15 protein-coding genes are annotated in these 15,120 nt (G+C 43.4%); 2 read left to right on the forward strand and 13 right to left on the reverse strand.

From position 1 onward, the window contains the following. Positions 1-3: 3 nt before the first annotated feature. The 11 genes from gldN to ACSX1A_RS15930 form a co-directional block, all read right to left on the reverse strand. Positions 4-870, reverse strand: coding sequence for a gliding motility protein GldN (gene gldN, locus ACSX1A_RS15880; protein WP_439880621.1), 867 nt, complete (start codon positions 868-870; stop codon positions 4-6). A gap of 20 nt (positions 871-890) precedes the next feature. Continuing rightward, a complete protein-coding gene (gene gldM, locus ACSX1A_RS15885; protein WP_439880622.1) occupies positions 891-2,489 on the reverse strand; it encodes a gliding motility protein GldM in 1,599 nt (532 codons plus the stop codon). Between the two features lie 56 nt (positions 2,490-2,545). Continuing rightward, entirely contained in the window at positions 2,546-3,349 is an 804-nt protein-coding gene (gldL, locus tag ACSX1A_RS15890; RefSeq protein WP_439880623.1) for a gliding motility protein GldL, read from the reverse strand. A gap of 83 nt (positions 3,350-3,432) precedes the next feature. After that, positions 3,433-4,452 carry an SUMF1/EgtB/PvdO family nonheme iron enzyme gene (locus ACSX1A_RS15895; RefSeq protein WP_439880624.1) on the reverse strand — a complete coding sequence of 340 codons (1,020 nt, stop codon included), beginning with the start codon at positions 4,450-4,452 and terminating at the stop codon, positions 3,433-3,435. Between the two features lie 225 nt (positions 4,453-4,677). Continuing rightward, the gene (locus tag ACSX1A_RS15900; protein ID WP_439880625.1) at positions 4,678-5,637 is read right to left on the reverse strand and encodes a PorP/SprF family type IX secretion system membrane protein; all 960 of its coding nucleotides are present in this window, start codon (positions 5,635-5,637) and stop codon (positions 4,678-4,680) included. Between the two features lie 164 nt (positions 5,638-5,801). After that, positions 5,802-6,605, reverse strand: a complete 804-nt coding sequence (locus ACSX1A_RS15905) for a uroporphyrinogen-III synthase (protein ID WP_439880626.1) — start codon at positions 6,603-6,605, stop codon at positions 5,802-5,804. Between the two features lie 57 nt (positions 6,606-6,662). Next, entirely contained in the window at positions 6,663-7,844 is a 1,182-nt protein-coding gene (locus ACSX1A_RS15910; RefSeq protein ID WP_439880627.1) for a DUF4271 domain-containing protein, read from the reverse strand. Continuing rightward, positions 7,819-8,868 (reverse strand): MraY family glycosyltransferase, encoded by a 1,050-nt coding sequence (locus tag ACSX1A_RS15915; protein WP_439880628.1) that lies wholly within the window; start codon positions 8,866-8,868, stop codon positions 7,819-7,821. The genes ACSX1A_RS15910 and ACSX1A_RS15915 overlap by 26 nt, the downstream gene beginning before the upstream one ends. A gap of 123 nt (positions 8,869-8,991) precedes the next feature. After that, complete coding sequence (locus ACSX1A_RS15920; protein ID WP_439880629.1) at positions 8,992-9,396, reverse strand: hypothetical protein; 405 nt, start codon at positions 9,394-9,396, stop codon at positions 8,992-8,994. Then, on the reverse strand, positions 9,397-10,113 hold the full coding sequence (gene lipB / locus ACSX1A_RS15925; protein WP_439880630.1) for a lipoyl(octanoyl) transferase LipB: 717 nt from the start codon (positions 10,111-10,113) through the stop codon (positions 9,397-9,399). A gap of 9 nt (positions 10,114-10,122) precedes the next feature. Continuing rightward, entirely contained in the window at positions 10,123-11,118 is a 996-nt protein-coding gene (locus tag ACSX1A_RS15930) for a bifunctional phosphoglucose/phosphomannose isomerase (protein WP_439880631.1), read from the reverse strand. 59 nt (positions 11,119-11,177) lie between these two features. Here ACSX1A_RS15930 and ACSX1A_RS15935 point away from each other — a divergent pair, with 59 nt between their 5' ends. Then, positions 11,178-11,540, forward strand: a complete 363-nt coding sequence (locus ACSX1A_RS15935) for a YraN family protein (RefSeq protein ID WP_439880632.1) — start codon at positions 11,178-11,180, stop codon at positions 11,538-11,540. Here ACSX1A_RS15935 and ACSX1A_RS15940 read toward each other — a convergent pair. After that, positions 11,537-12,460, reverse strand: a complete 924-nt coding sequence (locus ACSX1A_RS15940; protein WP_439880633.1) for a toxin-antitoxin system YwqK family antitoxin — start codon at positions 12,458-12,460, stop codon at positions 11,537-11,539. The genes ACSX1A_RS15935 and ACSX1A_RS15940 overlap by 4 nt on opposite strands. A 201-nt stretch (positions 12,461-12,661) precedes the next feature. Further along, entirely contained in the window at positions 12,662-14,488 is a 1,827-nt protein-coding gene (gene htpG, locus ACSX1A_RS15945) for a molecular chaperone HtpG (RefSeq protein ID WP_439880634.1), read from the reverse strand. 269 nt (positions 14,489-14,757) lie between these two features. On the opposite strand from htpG, the gene ACSX1A_RS15950 reads away from it, so the two are divergent. Next, positions 14,758-15,081 carry a hypothetical protein gene (locus ACSX1A_RS15950; protein ID WP_439880635.1) on the forward strand — a complete coding sequence of 108 codons (324 nt, stop codon included), beginning with the start codon at positions 14,758-14,760 and terminating at the stop codon, positions 15,079-15,081. Positions 15,082-15,120: the final 39 nt, after the last annotated feature.

Raw genomic sequence — 15,120 nt, forward strand, 5'->3', positions numbered from 1 at the left:
AGCTTAGTAACTCCACAGGCTATACTCATACTCTATTAAAGCTTCCATGGCTTCCTGAGCAGCCAGAAGTCCTTTTTTACCACCACCATAGATATCTGCCAAAGCTCTGTCGCCTGTGTTTGATATTTTAGTGATGTAAGAACTAAACAGCCACAGGTCGAAAGCTTCTGCCAGGTTTTTATGCTGCGCATCGTTCTGTTCGTTGTACCAAATAGCCAGCTCCGGGTTATTATGGAAAACTTTTACCAGATCGCTCATTTTAAATGAACCTACGTTCTGCTCAAAACCAAGTGGGTTCAATGTAGCAGGCACTTTTATGCTGATCGTATGAATATCGTGGTACATGCGCGAACGCTTCTTATCAAATACCACGTTTTCTTTTAGTTCAAGCAGGTAGAGCTGTTTTGGGAAGTATTCGTTACTTACCGGTCCAGTTTCCTGTACAGCATCCTCACCAAGGGCAGCACCCCATGCATCAGCCTCATCCTCCTGTTGCTTCTCACCAAAACCTGCAGCAATCTCTGCATCGCTCAAGCCAGCACCCTTTTCTTTTGGAGTCATGTTTTGAACAAACTCCTCGCGTGTGAGTGGTGTATTAACCGAATCAGTTTTATAGGCTGTTAATTCGCCACTCTTTACAGCGTTTATGATGATCTTGGTGATCTCTCTATTCTCAGAGAACATCGGCCTGTTCTGCTTCTCTCTCAGATCTATCTTACGCCACACTGTTTTTTTGAACAGGATGTCTTGCTCTGGAATCGGCCGCGCTGAAGGGTTTGTTGCTGCTGCTGTAGTTGGCACCTGCTGTGCCATAGCACCCACAGATAACATTAAGCCTGCTGCTACTCCTATAACTTTTACTAATTTCATACTCCTTGTAGGCTTGTAATTTAATTCAATGGAAGCGTAAAGTTATCTTCAATATTTACATCAACCGCTGTTCCTCTATAGTTCAGGCGCTTAACGTCGAGTACTTCCATCACAACTCTGTCTCCTTTATTTGCCTTAGCAGCAAAGCTGGAAAGATTACCTGTAGGTCCATTTATTTCCTGCTGATCAACCAACTGGTTGTTTCTAACAAGATATGCTCTCCACTTGGTAACTCTATAACGTGCTTCGTTAGGTAATAATTGTTTAAACCCTTCATCTGCAACAGCCTGAATTTCTACAGCTCTCAAAGAAGCTGCCGGAACACCACGCTTAAAATCAAGAGGCTTACCATTTACCAACGCTACTAACTCAGGTTTCGGTATCGGACGTACCTTAAATGTTTCTGATCCGATAGAGTTGCCGCCACTGCTAACATTAATTGTTACCTGTGTTGAGTTCGGTATGATAGTTACTTCACCTTTTTTAGCACCCTTGATAGCAGATCCACCATTTGCGCTAAAGCTTGGATCATACACTGCACCTAAAGCCGGTACCTGAATGTTTAGCTCGTTTGCGCACTGGAAGTACAATGCCTGAACTGCAGCAGACTGCACTTGTATTACAGGTTTAGCAACTACATAGTCTTCTGTTACAACAAAAGTAGTATCACGACCATTCTGATTGATCGTTACCTGCCCTTTCCAGGTTTGCTTAGAATTTCCGTCTGCATCATAATTAGAGGCCGAAGCTACGAACTCTACTTTACCCATTCCGTTCTCAACTTTCACCGGCTTACCCTGGAAAGACATTTTAGGAACGATATTATCAGAAGATGCCGCAATAAACATATCTGCCTTATACTTTGTGCCAGCAGCTACTGTCTTAGACTCTGCACGAGCCATTGCAAAAATCTTCTCAAACTTGATAATGTCGGCACCAACCTGCTGTGCTAGCTTCTGCAACGCATCTGCTTCGTATTTCAGCACTTCACTTTCCTTTTGAGAAAGAACCGCTAAAGCAGCTACCAAAGGTGTTGCTTCGAAATTTAACTGAGCAAAATCCTTGTTACGCTGCTCCTTATCATTCTTAGCAACCGGGTCTTCTTTACCGCTCAATGCTAATTTAGCAGGCATGTTAGGGTTATACTCCTTCATAAACTTCGCATACTGATTCAGTTTATCCTCCAACTCATAAGCTTTACCATTGTTCTTATTCGCAGCCCCTATCATATTGATAGCTACTACATCTTCAGAACTTGGATTTGCATATTGATTTGGATCTTCAGGATTTGTACCACCCGTTTTATCAATTAGTAACTGACGCAAGCCGCGAATGTAACCAATGAGATTAGATGTTTCCTGGCGTACCTTCTGTGCATTTTCCAAAACCCGCTTATCGTTAGCCGATGGCGTTTTGTTCTCTGCAACGGCAGCTCTTATATTTGATACGACCCCGGCATTATCCGTTACTGTTTTATCGTTCACAGTTTTCAAACTTTCGTCTAAGAACTGAAACTTTAACAGGATAGCCGAGCTCACTTGTAAGGCAAGAAGGGCGGTCAGTACGAGGTACATCATACCGATCATCTTCTGCCGTGGTGTCTCTTTTCCTCCAGCCATTTTATACTATATTAACTGTTGTTTTCTTGTTGATATGGAAAATGAATCTTAACGGATTAACCCTTCATTGCTGTCAGCATGTTACCGTACACTGTATTCAGTGAGTGTAGGTTTTGCGTTAAGCGGGACACCTCATTTTTAAACTGTTCTGTGTCTTTGCTGGCATCTGTTAAGTTTTCCATTGCCATGCTTAAGTTGCCATAGAACTTGTTCATTGCCTTCAGGTGGTTATTTGCATCCTGAAGCTCCATTTCGTAAACAGCGTTAAGAGCACCTAAGTTTCTTGTCATGCTCTGAATCTGGCCGTGGTATTCCTGTGCATCCACTGTTGAGCCAGCCATATGAGACAGGGCTTCTGCAGTAGTTGCATAAGCTTTGTTCATGTTATCAAGTTGGTCTGCAGCTGCTCTCACACGTACTGTGTATTCTTGTGTAGCAGTTGTAGCCTGGCTAAGGTCGGCCATTTGTGCTGCCGTATCGCTTAACCTGTTCAGGCCCATGCCCAGGTTGTTGATTGTTTCCGGAGTAATGTCAGCATCACGCATCATATCATCCAGTTTTCTTGTTAAAGAAGTACCACCTCCTGCAGTTGCACTAGCAGGCATCAGCGCTTCGCCCTGGTAGTCATCTGCTAACTGAGGGTAAACCCTTGCCCAATCCGGCTCATGTGCATTTGGCTGGAAAGCACTTAAGAAGAAGATAACAGCTTCAGTGCTCAGACCAATAATCAGCATTGTATCAGCGCCATCCCAGTGCTGTATTTTAAACAACGCACCTATAATTACTACTGCAGCACCAATGCCATACACTTTAGGCATTACTACATCATATAAGAAATTGCGGCCTTTTGCTTTGCTCATTTTGTTTTCGAATTAAATGTGAACGATTGGGTAATTGGGTTTGGGTATTGTGTAAGTTTGTTTTTGATTGATTTTAATTAATTCTATCTGAATTCTCTACCTGAAGATCTGCCTAAATAAACCATTGCGTTTCTGAAACCAACAAATGATCTGGCTGAATCCTGGTATTCGAAGTTACGGGTACCTGTCTCCAGGAAAAATGCGATATCTTTCCATGAGCCGCCTCTTACCACCTTGCGTGGTTCATTATCGTCGTTGTATACAGGGTTAAGGTCCCAAACAACCGGAACTGCAGCATCATAGTAAGCGTCTTCACACCACTCTGCCACGTTACCAGACATGTCATACAAGCCAAAGTCATTCGGGAAGTATTGCGCAACCGGTGCTGTATAAGAGAAGCCATCGCTGTAATAGTCACCACGGCCCGGCTTGAAATTTGCCAGCAAGCAGCCTTTAGCATTTCTCAGGTATGGGCCGCCCCAAGGGAACACTGACATGTCACGTCCTCCTCTTGCTGCATATTCCCACTCAGCCTCTGAAGGCAGGCGGAACTCTGGCATTGGTGCCTGTCCGTTCTCAGTACGTGCCTGGTTTTTAAGCTTAGTGCGCCACTCGCTGAAGTACTTTGCAGCAAACCAGTCAACACCCACAACAGGATAATCGTCGAAGGCAGGGTGTGTAAAGTAATACTCCATCAATGGGTCACCCATGTGGTAGGCGAAGTCTTTTACCCATACTGTTGTATCCGGGTACAATTCTGACATCACATACTCCTCACCCAACACATCAAGAGAATCCTCCTTCATAACATCTATGAACTGGCGGTACTCGTTGTTAGTGATCTCAGTTTCGTCCATGTAGAACCCACTGATTGTCACCTGTTTGTTTAAGTTAGCCATGGAGGCCGCGATATCTTGGTCAGCTTGTCCCATGTGGAAAGTACCGCCTGGGCAAGGTACCATACCATAAGGTACTTCCTGTGAATTGTACTCTGGACGGTCTTCAGCACCCACAAGGTCACCTTGTGGTCCCCTCCTCAATCCACAGCTTGCCAGCAATACTACCGCCAAAGCGAAGGAAGACAGCTTAAATAGTTTGTTCATGATGAGTAGTAAAAAGTAAATTTTCTAGTAATATTTCTTTCTAAACACTATTACAAGTGTAGCAAATATATAGGATTTAATACCAAAACAAAAAGTATTAAACACACTTCTTGTTTATTATTTTTCAACGGTTTAACACCTTGATTATTATTATGCTAAATCATATTTTTTTTGTGTACTATCCTAAGATAAGCCTGCAGTGCCGGGATTTTTTTAAAATACCGGCTATTTTGTGAAGTTATACCTTGGTGTCCTGATTGGCGGACGGAACCTAACTACTGGTTCCGGCAATCTGTAGCTAAGCATTACTTCATGTGAAGTAAGCGCTTTTGCATCTTTGTTAAACGTTGTCAAATCTAACGCATATCCTATTCGCAACGCATTATCCTGTAATAGTGCCACCCCTACAAGCGCACTAACAGCTTCTTCATATCTATAATTCACTCCTGCCCAGTATTTTTCTGCATACGTAAAGCGTGCACCGGCATCGAATGAAAAAGTTTCTGTATCATGCTTTAAAAGGACGGTGGGTGTTGCCACCACATCTCTTGAGAGCGGGAAGTTGTAACCGGCTGTTACATATATGTGGTTCTCTGCAAGAAACGTCCCGTTGCCTGTTCTGGCTGAATCTGCAAATTCATACTCTGACTGAAGCAAATTTGTTACCCCTCCACCTGCATAAAATGTTTGGGATTCATACCACACCCCCGCGCCAAAGTCATATTTAGTATCAGAACTGTTATATGGAACACTTGGATCTCCGGCATCATTTGCCCTGTAACTGCCTTTTTTGATATTATTGATATTACCCTGAATACCTAAACCTAATTTATTTTCTCCAATTTTTATATGGTAAGAATAGGAGAGGGCAGCCGATAAAAAAGTTGTATTTGCGATTTTATCGCGCATTAAATTTAAACCTACGCCACCGTGAAGCAGCCTTACAGGTGTATTCGCTGTAAGCAATAAGGTCTGTGGAGAGCCTCCGTCATCGAAAGTAGCATTGTATCCCAACCATTGGTACCGGTATATAGAAAGCAGCTCTGGCCGGTTTGTGATTCCGGCGTAAGCAGGGCTTATCTGCATACCATTAAAACCATAGTGGGTGAACTGTGGCTGTTGCTGTGCCCAACTGAAGGACTGGCAGATGAGCATCAACACCAATACAGGTAGAAGCTTTCTCATAGGTTTCTGTAAGAAGGCAAGATAAAGTATAACAAGACAAGGGCATATACTCTACCAAATATAGTTATTTACTATTAAAACGCAAAAGCTAGTATCAAAAGGAATAATACTAGCTTTTGCGTTTTAATAGTAAGTAAAAGCAGGATAAAAGTTGCGTTATGCGCTTACTTTTTTAAATCCAGCTTCTGATTTTGTATATACACCTCGATGGCTCCTGTCATAGAAGGCGCATTAGGAAGCGGAGCCTCCACGTCCAGCTCCAGTCCTGCATCACGTACAGCTTTAGCCGTTGTAGGTCCAAAAGCCGCTATACGTGTATTTTTTTGCTTGAAATCAGGGAAGTTAATGAACAGCGAACTAATACCTGATGGGCTGAAGAAAGCAATGCAATCATAGGTCACATCATCCAAGTCAGACAGGTCGGCTGCTACTGTTTTATAGATAATAGCTTCTGAGTGCTTGATCTTGTTTGCCTGCAGGAATTCCGGTATATCATCCTTGCGTATGTTTGAGCACGGAAACAGGAACTTCTCATTCTTGTGTTTCTTTATTACCTCAAACAGATCCTTTGCTGTCTTCTCACCAACAAACAATTTACGCTTGCGCAGAGTGATGTATTTCTGCAGGTAATATGCCGTCTGGTCTGAAATACAGAAATATTTCATATCCGCAGGCATCTCTATCTTGCTCTCCTGGCAGATTCTGAAGAAATGATCTACCGCATTACGGCTTGTAAAAATAACCGCAGTATGAGACAGGATATCTACTTTGTCTTTGCGAAACTCCTTAAAAGGAACTGGCTCTACTTCAATAAACGCCCTGAAGTCTACTTTAATATCATATTTCTCGGCGATAGACAGGTACGGCGAATTATCTGTTGTAGGCTGCGGCTGCGTAACCAGTATACTTTTGATCGGTAGTTTGTGTCTTTCAGGGTTTGCACTTCCCTTTGCTTTACTCTCAGCCATATAAAAAATGCGATTATTAAATATTACCTGCTGCTATTCTCTAAAGATTTTGTGTTTTTAAAAGCTAAACACAATCAGTTTAAGTACTATGGCAAGCGGGATTACTTCTGTGGCGCAAAGGTATGAAAATAAATGCAAATTTAGTACAGGAGCCTTTTTATTTACAGCTATAAACACTCTAAATATGGTGAGAACCAGCAGTAACGAAACCAGCACGTTTGAGACCAACAAAATAATTTCAGGTATGGAAGCGTTCATCGACAGATACAGCAGCATTACAAATGGCAGAAAGATGCCAAGAAAAAGTATAGTTTTAATAAACGCAGCATACTGCATCGGCACCACATCCTCCAGGCCAAATATAAAGGCCATAAATTTCAGAAAAAGGTACTTTATCAGGATAAACAAAAAAATCACAATCGAGTAAACGATAATTTTCGTGGTAATATCTGTTTCGGATACTGGCAAAAGCCTATTAAAAAGAAGGATATGCTGCACATTTGTATGAATGGCGGCAATAAGCAGTGCCAACGACAAGGAGAAGGCAAGTATAAACAAAATACTTGACCATGAACTGATTGGCTTGGAGAGCGCCCCCTCATCTACCCTGTTCGTTTTGCCCATAAAGCTTGTATTAAATAGGCTATAGAAATCTGTTGGATAGTTCACTTTCAGCCATCCGTAGATCAACCCTATCAGCAGCAGGAACAAAATAAAGGCGTTCTGATTGACATATTCCCTTACTCTAATTGACAATGGCCTGCTATTAGTTACAATGCCCTTCGAGCTACTTTGCACCTCGTTATAAAAACCTTTGATGTTAGGTTGTTGTGTAGGATGCCACACAGTTAACAGATATTTCCCTTTTAGTGGCTTAATACCAGCAGCATACTCAGAGAGGTTCAGTTTATAAGTAGCAGAAGAGTCTGCTTTAAAGATCAGGCTGTTGTTTAGGAACAAAGACATGTCCTTGGGAGCAGTAAACCCTATCAGGAACGGCTGTGCGGGAGTGATAGACACCCATTGATGCAATGCATTGATGTTACCATGCGCATTTGCCACATAAGGCACCAGTTGGTCTGAAGCGCCCTGGTACACCAGCCACTCATTGGTCAGGCTGTTTTTTTGCTCCAGGGGGAGCTGAACCTGCGCTGCGGCTTGCCCAAAAACATGAAGGCTGACAAAAACAAGGAAAAAATAAAGCTTATAATTTTTAAACTTCTGATACACTATGCGCACTACGATACCTATAAATACCAAGAAAAATACTTAACGCCACTGAGAAGAACAGTAGGGACAGCAGAATACTATCGTTCCCTATGTCATCAAACAACACGACAAACAGCACGATCAGCAGGTTAATGACTGCAAGCGCAATGACGGTTCCAATTTGCGATAGTCCCATTGCCAGTAACCGGTGATGAATATGTTTCTTGTCCGGCAGAAAAGGGGATTTACCTTGAATGGTTCTGATCAGTAATACCCTTATGGTGTCAAACAAAGGAATAAATAACACGCCTACTGCTATGGAGGGAGCAGCGGAAACGTTTCGCATTTCGATAAACTGTATGGCAAGCACCGACAGGATAAAGCCGCATAAAAGCGAGCCTGTGTCGCCCATAAATATAGTAGCCCTGTGAAAGTTGTACCTTAGAAACCCGGCAACGCCGCCAACGAGGCTGAAAGCAACCGCCGCGTAATTTCCGTAGGCAGCACCACCGTACAAATAAAAATATACCCCAAATGTACAGGCCGTTATCATAACAATAGTTCCTGCCAGCCCATCCAGCCCATCAATCAGGTTGATGGAGTTTGTAATGCCAATAATTACCAAAAATGTGAACCCGTAGCTTATGCCCATCTCTAATTCACCTATCCCAAAGACGCCCTGAAAGCTGGTAATCCGGATATCTGCCATAAACATGACGATACCTGTTGCCAGCAATTGCATGGAAAATTTCTTTAGAGCAGATATATTAATGAGGTCATCCTTAAGGCCAATGAAAAAAAGCATGACACAAGCAGCTAAAAGCTGTTGCACCCCATTGTTCAATTCTGTAAAAATAGTTAGTGCAGACATAAAGCCTGCAAAAATAGCTCCCCCGCCCAGGCGTGGCGTAAGCTCTTCGTGCACAGTGCGCAGGTTGGGCTGATCAAGAATATTCTTGATATGTGCTACTCTTATAATTGATGGAACAGCGAAGATCGCAATCAAGAATGCCCAGCAAGACGCAAGTATTAGGGGTAAAATAGTGTGTTCCATAAGCTACTACAGCAAGGCGCAACGGGTGTTAACAAGTTGTTTCACCATTAAAATCATCTTAAGATACAAATTTTACTTTAGGTGAAAACTTTTATTAACAAAATAACCAGACCTTACCCTCAATTAGGAATGGAGCACTCCCTGTAACTGAAGCATACCAATATCTATCAGGTTATCCTCGGTTATGGAGTCTGGCACGAACACAAATTTCTTATCAAATATCTTGTTATCAATGTAATAGCTTACCCAATACTCATTATTAATATGAAAAATGGCAGGATCTATCGGTTCTATCTGTACAAAGCTTTTTGGCGCTACCTGTTCAAACATGTGTCTCAGAACAGATGTCTTCACCTCGGCACCCTCCAGCATACCATACCCTTTAGAGGTAACCAACACATTTTTTAAAGGATGGGCATTGTAATTAAGCAGGTAAACATTCCAAATAGGCTCTCCTAGTTCACTTATTGCTCTGGCAATAGCTACTGATATGCCTTCAACTTCACCAAAATCAATATCTTTCTTCATTTACAGCTTTATAATAGTACCATCAAACAAGGTGGCAATATGCTTTTTAAGTTTTTCTTCTACTTCTTCTAAAGCTACTTCGCGGCCTAGTTCTTTTGCGAGCGAAGTTACCTGCTTATCCGAAATACCACAAGGAACAATGTTATTAAAGTAGTCAAGATCAGTATTAATATTAAACGCAAAGCCATGCATGGTTACCCAGCGGCTGCACTTCACTCCCATTGCACAGATCTTTCTGGGGTTTACCTGTTCCTGGTGGTCCAGCCACACACCGGTCAGGCCTTCTATTCTGCCAGCCGCTACGCCATACTCTGCCAGTGTTAGAATTACGGCCTCCTCCAGGTAACGCAGGTATTTATGGATATCTGTAAAAAAGTTTTCCAGGTCCAGGATAGGGTAACCAACAATTTGCCCCGGTCCGTGGTAAGTGATGTCGCCGCCCCTGTTGATCTTATAATATGTTGCTCCTTTAGCCTTAAGCCCCTCTTCGTTCAGAAGCAGATGCTCCTCGTGGCCGCTTTTGCCTAAGGTATAGACGTGCGGGTGCGAGCAAAACAGCAAATAGTTAGGCGTTTCAAGCTGCTCTTCCGGGTTAGCCTTCCGGTTTTGAACCTTCAGGTCCAAAACACTTGTAAAAAGCTTGTCCTGATAATCCCAAGCCTCTTTATAGTCAATCAGACCAAGATGCTCAAACTGAATTTGTTTATTTTTTAACACGTGATAGGCTTATACTTTTGAAAGTTGGTCTTTCAGATAATCAATACCCTCTGAAGCTTTCGGGTCTACATTATTTAATTCTGCCAGGTAAACCGATACCCAGTCAAATATATTTACCAGGTAAAACACCTGTTCCAGAAAGGTAGCACCCATTGCCTTTATTTCGAGCACATCCTGCACTTTCTCACTGAATATCTTTTTACAAAGATCCATGCGCAGGTGCACACGCGGATGGTCGTAATCAGATTTGATCAGCAGAACTGCCAGGTGTTCAAAAAGCTGCTCCGGATACTGCCAGCCCATAATCTCATTATGGTTCATCTCCGGGAAAACGTTCACATGGCACAGCTGCTTTGAGTTAGTGTTTAACTGCTGCTGAAACCGCTCGGCTACAGGCTTAAAAATATCACTGGCATACAAGACAGGCAGTTTAGATTTGAAAGAGGCAGCAAGCGCACTTGCCTGTACCTTTATACTTCCTGTTTGTTCCTCAAGCAGGTTAATGCTCTGCTGTAGTTCAGTTTTAAATTCTTCCCCCAGCAGGCCGGCATAATGCAGGACATACAGTATATATACAAAACTAAACCCTAAGCAGGCACGTGGTATATGCATGCTATCCGGAATAGCAAGGTGTGGTAGCTTATAATGCTGGGCTAAGCGAAGGGCTTCGCCGTCTGAAGTTATAAAGCACACAGTGGCTCCGCACTCCATGGCCGTTCTAACGCCAGCAATGGTCTCCTCTGTGTTACCCGATAAAGAAGAAGCAATAAACAGCGTGTTGGAATTTACAAACGCAGGAATAGTATAGCTCTTATTTACTACAACCGGCACATCCAGCTTATTAGTAACATAGGCCTGTACCATACTGGCACTGATGCCTGAGCCTCCCATACCTGCAATCACAACATTGTTGAACTGCAATCCTGCAAACCTGATGTTGTTTTTTTCTCCCAGCGCTGTGGCTTGCCGAAGCTGCTGTACAAATTCCTCTACCAGTTGTTTCATTGTCCTTTTTATTCCGTAAGACTTTAAAAGTCTTATTTGCTGCAAATTACACGTTTTAGATGGCTTCTCAAACAAACACACATATACATACAGGGCAATATGGCGAACGTGCCGCCGCAGAATACCTAACCAAACAAGGATACACCCTGCTACATAAAAACTACAGGTACAGGCGGGCTGAAGTGGACATTATCGCCAGAAAAAACCGTATGCTGGTGTTTGTAGAAGTTAAAACCAGATCTACTGATGGGTACGGATATCCGGAAGAGGCGGTTAATTATAAAAAAGAGAGGATGCTGCTAAAAGCCGCCGATCAGTTCATACATGCTACTAAGTGGGAGCATGAAGTACGGTTTGATATCATTTCTATTACGCTTCACAAGCCTGTCACGATCCATCACATCGAGGATGCTTTTCATTAACGCTGGGCTGCCTGCGGCCTTTTGTCAAACTTGTCCTTCTCATAGATCAGGGTGCCATGGCGGTCATACTCCTTGATCAGATACGGCTCAAACGGTTTATCGTAAGCAGTTTCAGGGTATTGGTACTCGTAGTGGCGGCGCCCACGAAAATCATAATGTTTGATCCAGACACCTACTTTACGACCTTTTTCATACTGGCCCATCCATTCTACTTCGCCATTTTCATAAAAACGGTAATAAGTCCCCTGCACTTCGCCATACTCGTAGGGTAGCACCTCTTTCAGCTTTTTGCCCTCTCCATCGTAGTAAGTGACTTTCGCATCTCTTGGGAAACCTTTTTCGAAATGCTCCTTATCAAGCAGAATACCATCATCACCTCGTCGGTAACGCTCCCAGCGCAGGTGCTTGGTGCCTATATAATAATAGCCTTCCTCTACTACCTGCCCATCCACTTTCTTTTCGTAAGGCCCGTGCAAAACTTTATACCTTTCGGGCTCTTTCTCTTCGCTGGCAGAGCGGTGTAAAACACGCTTTTTAGAATCATAGTAATATTTAAGCGGCGCATAAGGGTTTGGCTCTTCGTAATTTTCGAGGTAACTGAATGTTTCCAGTGTTTCTCTACTTCCTCGGCCTGATTTGATGAAGCCGCGCTTTACTTTATGACCTAAAAAGTAACGCTTGTTTTTCTTCTTTTTACGCTTTCGCTCCTTCTTCTCCACATCAGCTTCCAGGGTACTGTTGATACTCCCTGCAGGCGCTGTGCTATCTGCTGAGGCAAGCGCACCCGCAGCAGCACCATCTTTCATGCGTGCCTGATTCAGGTTATAGTCGCTGTTCCATTTTGGCTGCCCGCAACCTGCCAGGCACAAAAGACCTGAGCCTACCGCAAAGAAAAACACCAACCGGAGCGAACGTATCATATTATTTTGAATGCCTGTATGTTGAGTAAGTGAAATAATATAACGTAAAGATGCGTAAATATCATATAAGCACCAATAAGTTAATTGCCCCTATAACTGTGGCTGTAAATGGATAGTTTCATGAGGCGAAACCATGTAAAAACAAAAAGGCAGCACCCAAATGAGTTGCTGCCTTTTGCTGTAGGTATAAATTAATCGAAACTATTCTTTGTCTATCAGCTCAAAGCTGCGCTTCACGAACGCCGTAAGCGATGCACCTGATAACATGTTCTGCGACAGTAGCGCCAGGTCAAATGCCTGACGTGCGATGCGCTCCTTGTTTTCTTCTTTAGCATGCAGGATTCGCTGGCTCAGACTATGATTGGCATTGATCGTAACATTGTATGTGTCCGGCATGTCGCCCATAAACATCATACCGCCACCACCACTCTTGCTCATATCTTTCATGCGGCGCATAAACTCAGGAAGCGTGATAATTACCGGAGCATCATCCGGGGACATCGGCGCTACTTCTACCATCATGTTCTTGTTATCGATGGCCTTTTCATAGATCCCTTTCAGGTCTTCCTTCTCCTTGTCGTTCAGTACGCTTTCCTTGGTCTCATCCCGCTCGATCAGCTTATCCACTGTCTCCGAGTCCACACGCTTCAGCGTGGTTTTCTCCAGTTTCTGTTCCAGCATACCAATAAAGTGGCTGTCGATCAGGGAGTCCAGTTTCAGCACATCGTATCCGCGATTTTGAGCCGCCTCTACAAAAGCATGCTGCTTGTCTTGGTCTGTAGTATAAAGCAGCACCAGCTGGCCATTCTTATCGGTCTGGTTCGCCTGCGCAAGGGCCTTGTACTCTTCTATAGTGTAGTATTTGTTATCCACGCTCTGTAGCAACACAAAGTCCTTTGCTTTTTCATAGAACTTGTCGTCGCTCAGCATGCCATACTTCACAAACACATTGATATCTTCCCAACTGGTTTCAAATGCTGTGCGGTCTTTCTTGAAGATCTCGTTCAGCTTGTCTGCCACCTTTTTGGTGATATAGGTATTGATCTTCTTCACGCTCGAGTCAGCCTGCAGGAAAGAACGGCTCACATTCAGCGGAATGTCTGGTGAGTCGATCACACCGTGTAAAAGCATCAGGAACTCTGGCACTACGTCCTTCACCTCATCCGTAATGAACACCTGTCGTGAGTACAGCTGAATTTTGTTTCGCTGCATCTCAAAGTCGTTCTTGATCTTAGGGAAGTATAGAATACCTGTCAGGTTGAAAGGATAATCTACATTCAGGTGGATCCAGAACAATGGTGCCTCAGAGAAAGGGTATAGTTCTTTGTAGAAGTTCTTGTAATCTTCATCTGTAAGCTCAGATGGCTGCTTCGTCCAGATTGGGTTCGGGTTATTGATTATCTCGCCCTCAAACTCAACCGGAACAGGCAGGAACTTGCAATATTTATCCAGAATGGCTTTGATACGCGCTGGCTCCAGGAACTCCTCAGAATCTTCGTTTACATTCAGTACAACGTTTGTTCCTCTTGTTTCTTTATGCGCAGGGGCAATGGCAAACTCAGTACTTCCGTCGCAGGTCCAGTGTGCAGGCTCAGTATCGTCCTTATACGATTTTGTAATGATCTCCACGCGATCAGCCACCATAAAGGCAGAGTAGAAACCAAGACCGAACTGACCGATGATCTGATCTTTATCTCCACCAGTCTCTTTGTAGCGCTCCACAAACTCAGTGGCACCGGAAAAAGCGATCTGGTTGATGTATTTCTTGATCTCCTCGGCAGTCATACCGATACCGTGATCAGAAATAGTGATGGTGCGGGCATCTTTATCTACAGCCACTTTAACTGCCAAGTCTCCCAGCTCTCCTTTATACTCTCCGATGGCCGCCAAACGCTTAATCTTCTGAGTGGCATCTACGGCGTTACTTACCAGCTCACGCAGGAAAATCTCGTGATCAGAGTATAAAAATTTCTTAATAATCGGAAAAATATTCTCGGTGTGAATCGAAATATTACCTTTTTCTTCCATGTTTATACTTTAAGTTTATGAATCTCTATTTGCTATACAAGTGTGATGGTTGGAAGACTTTCAAATCCCATTCCATACTGTATAACCACGCGTTTCTGTGACAGGATGTCAGAACAAACTGTAAATAAAGGAACATAACATGTCGTATAGGTCATAATTTATCTTTATAATTGGCATGAATACGAGCCTGACCATTTTCAAGAATTTGCTTAAATGCAACACTGTGGAATTTATAGTATCTTTGTTTGGGTTCTAAGTAAAGTATAAAAGTGGAACGTTACCTGAGACATATCGCCATACTGCTGCTCCTGCTCTTCTGTAGAGCGATGGTGCCGGATGCCATATTGCTCCAGCTCCACTCCCATACCCATACAGTACATATTACACAAGCTGACACCAAGCACGCCCAGCTTGGGCAAAAGCACAAGCATTGCCCGGTAGAGGACCTGTTCGGTGCACCCTGCCATAGTGCTCAAACGTCAGTTGCCTTTACTCCTGTCGTGCATACTACGGCTCATGTTGTCAGCTACAGTAGCCACTGGCATCGCTCTGTATCTTCTCAGGCTTCTCTTCGCGGTCCTCCCATTGCCTAGTCTTCTTTAGCATCTATGCGCCGCTTCTCTTTCCATCTG

The sequence above is a fragment of the Pontibacter sp. MBLB2868 genome (assembly GCF_051904785.1).
Taxonomy (GTDB): Bacteria; Bacteroidota; Bacteroidia; order Cytophagales; family Hymenobacteraceae; genus Pontibacter.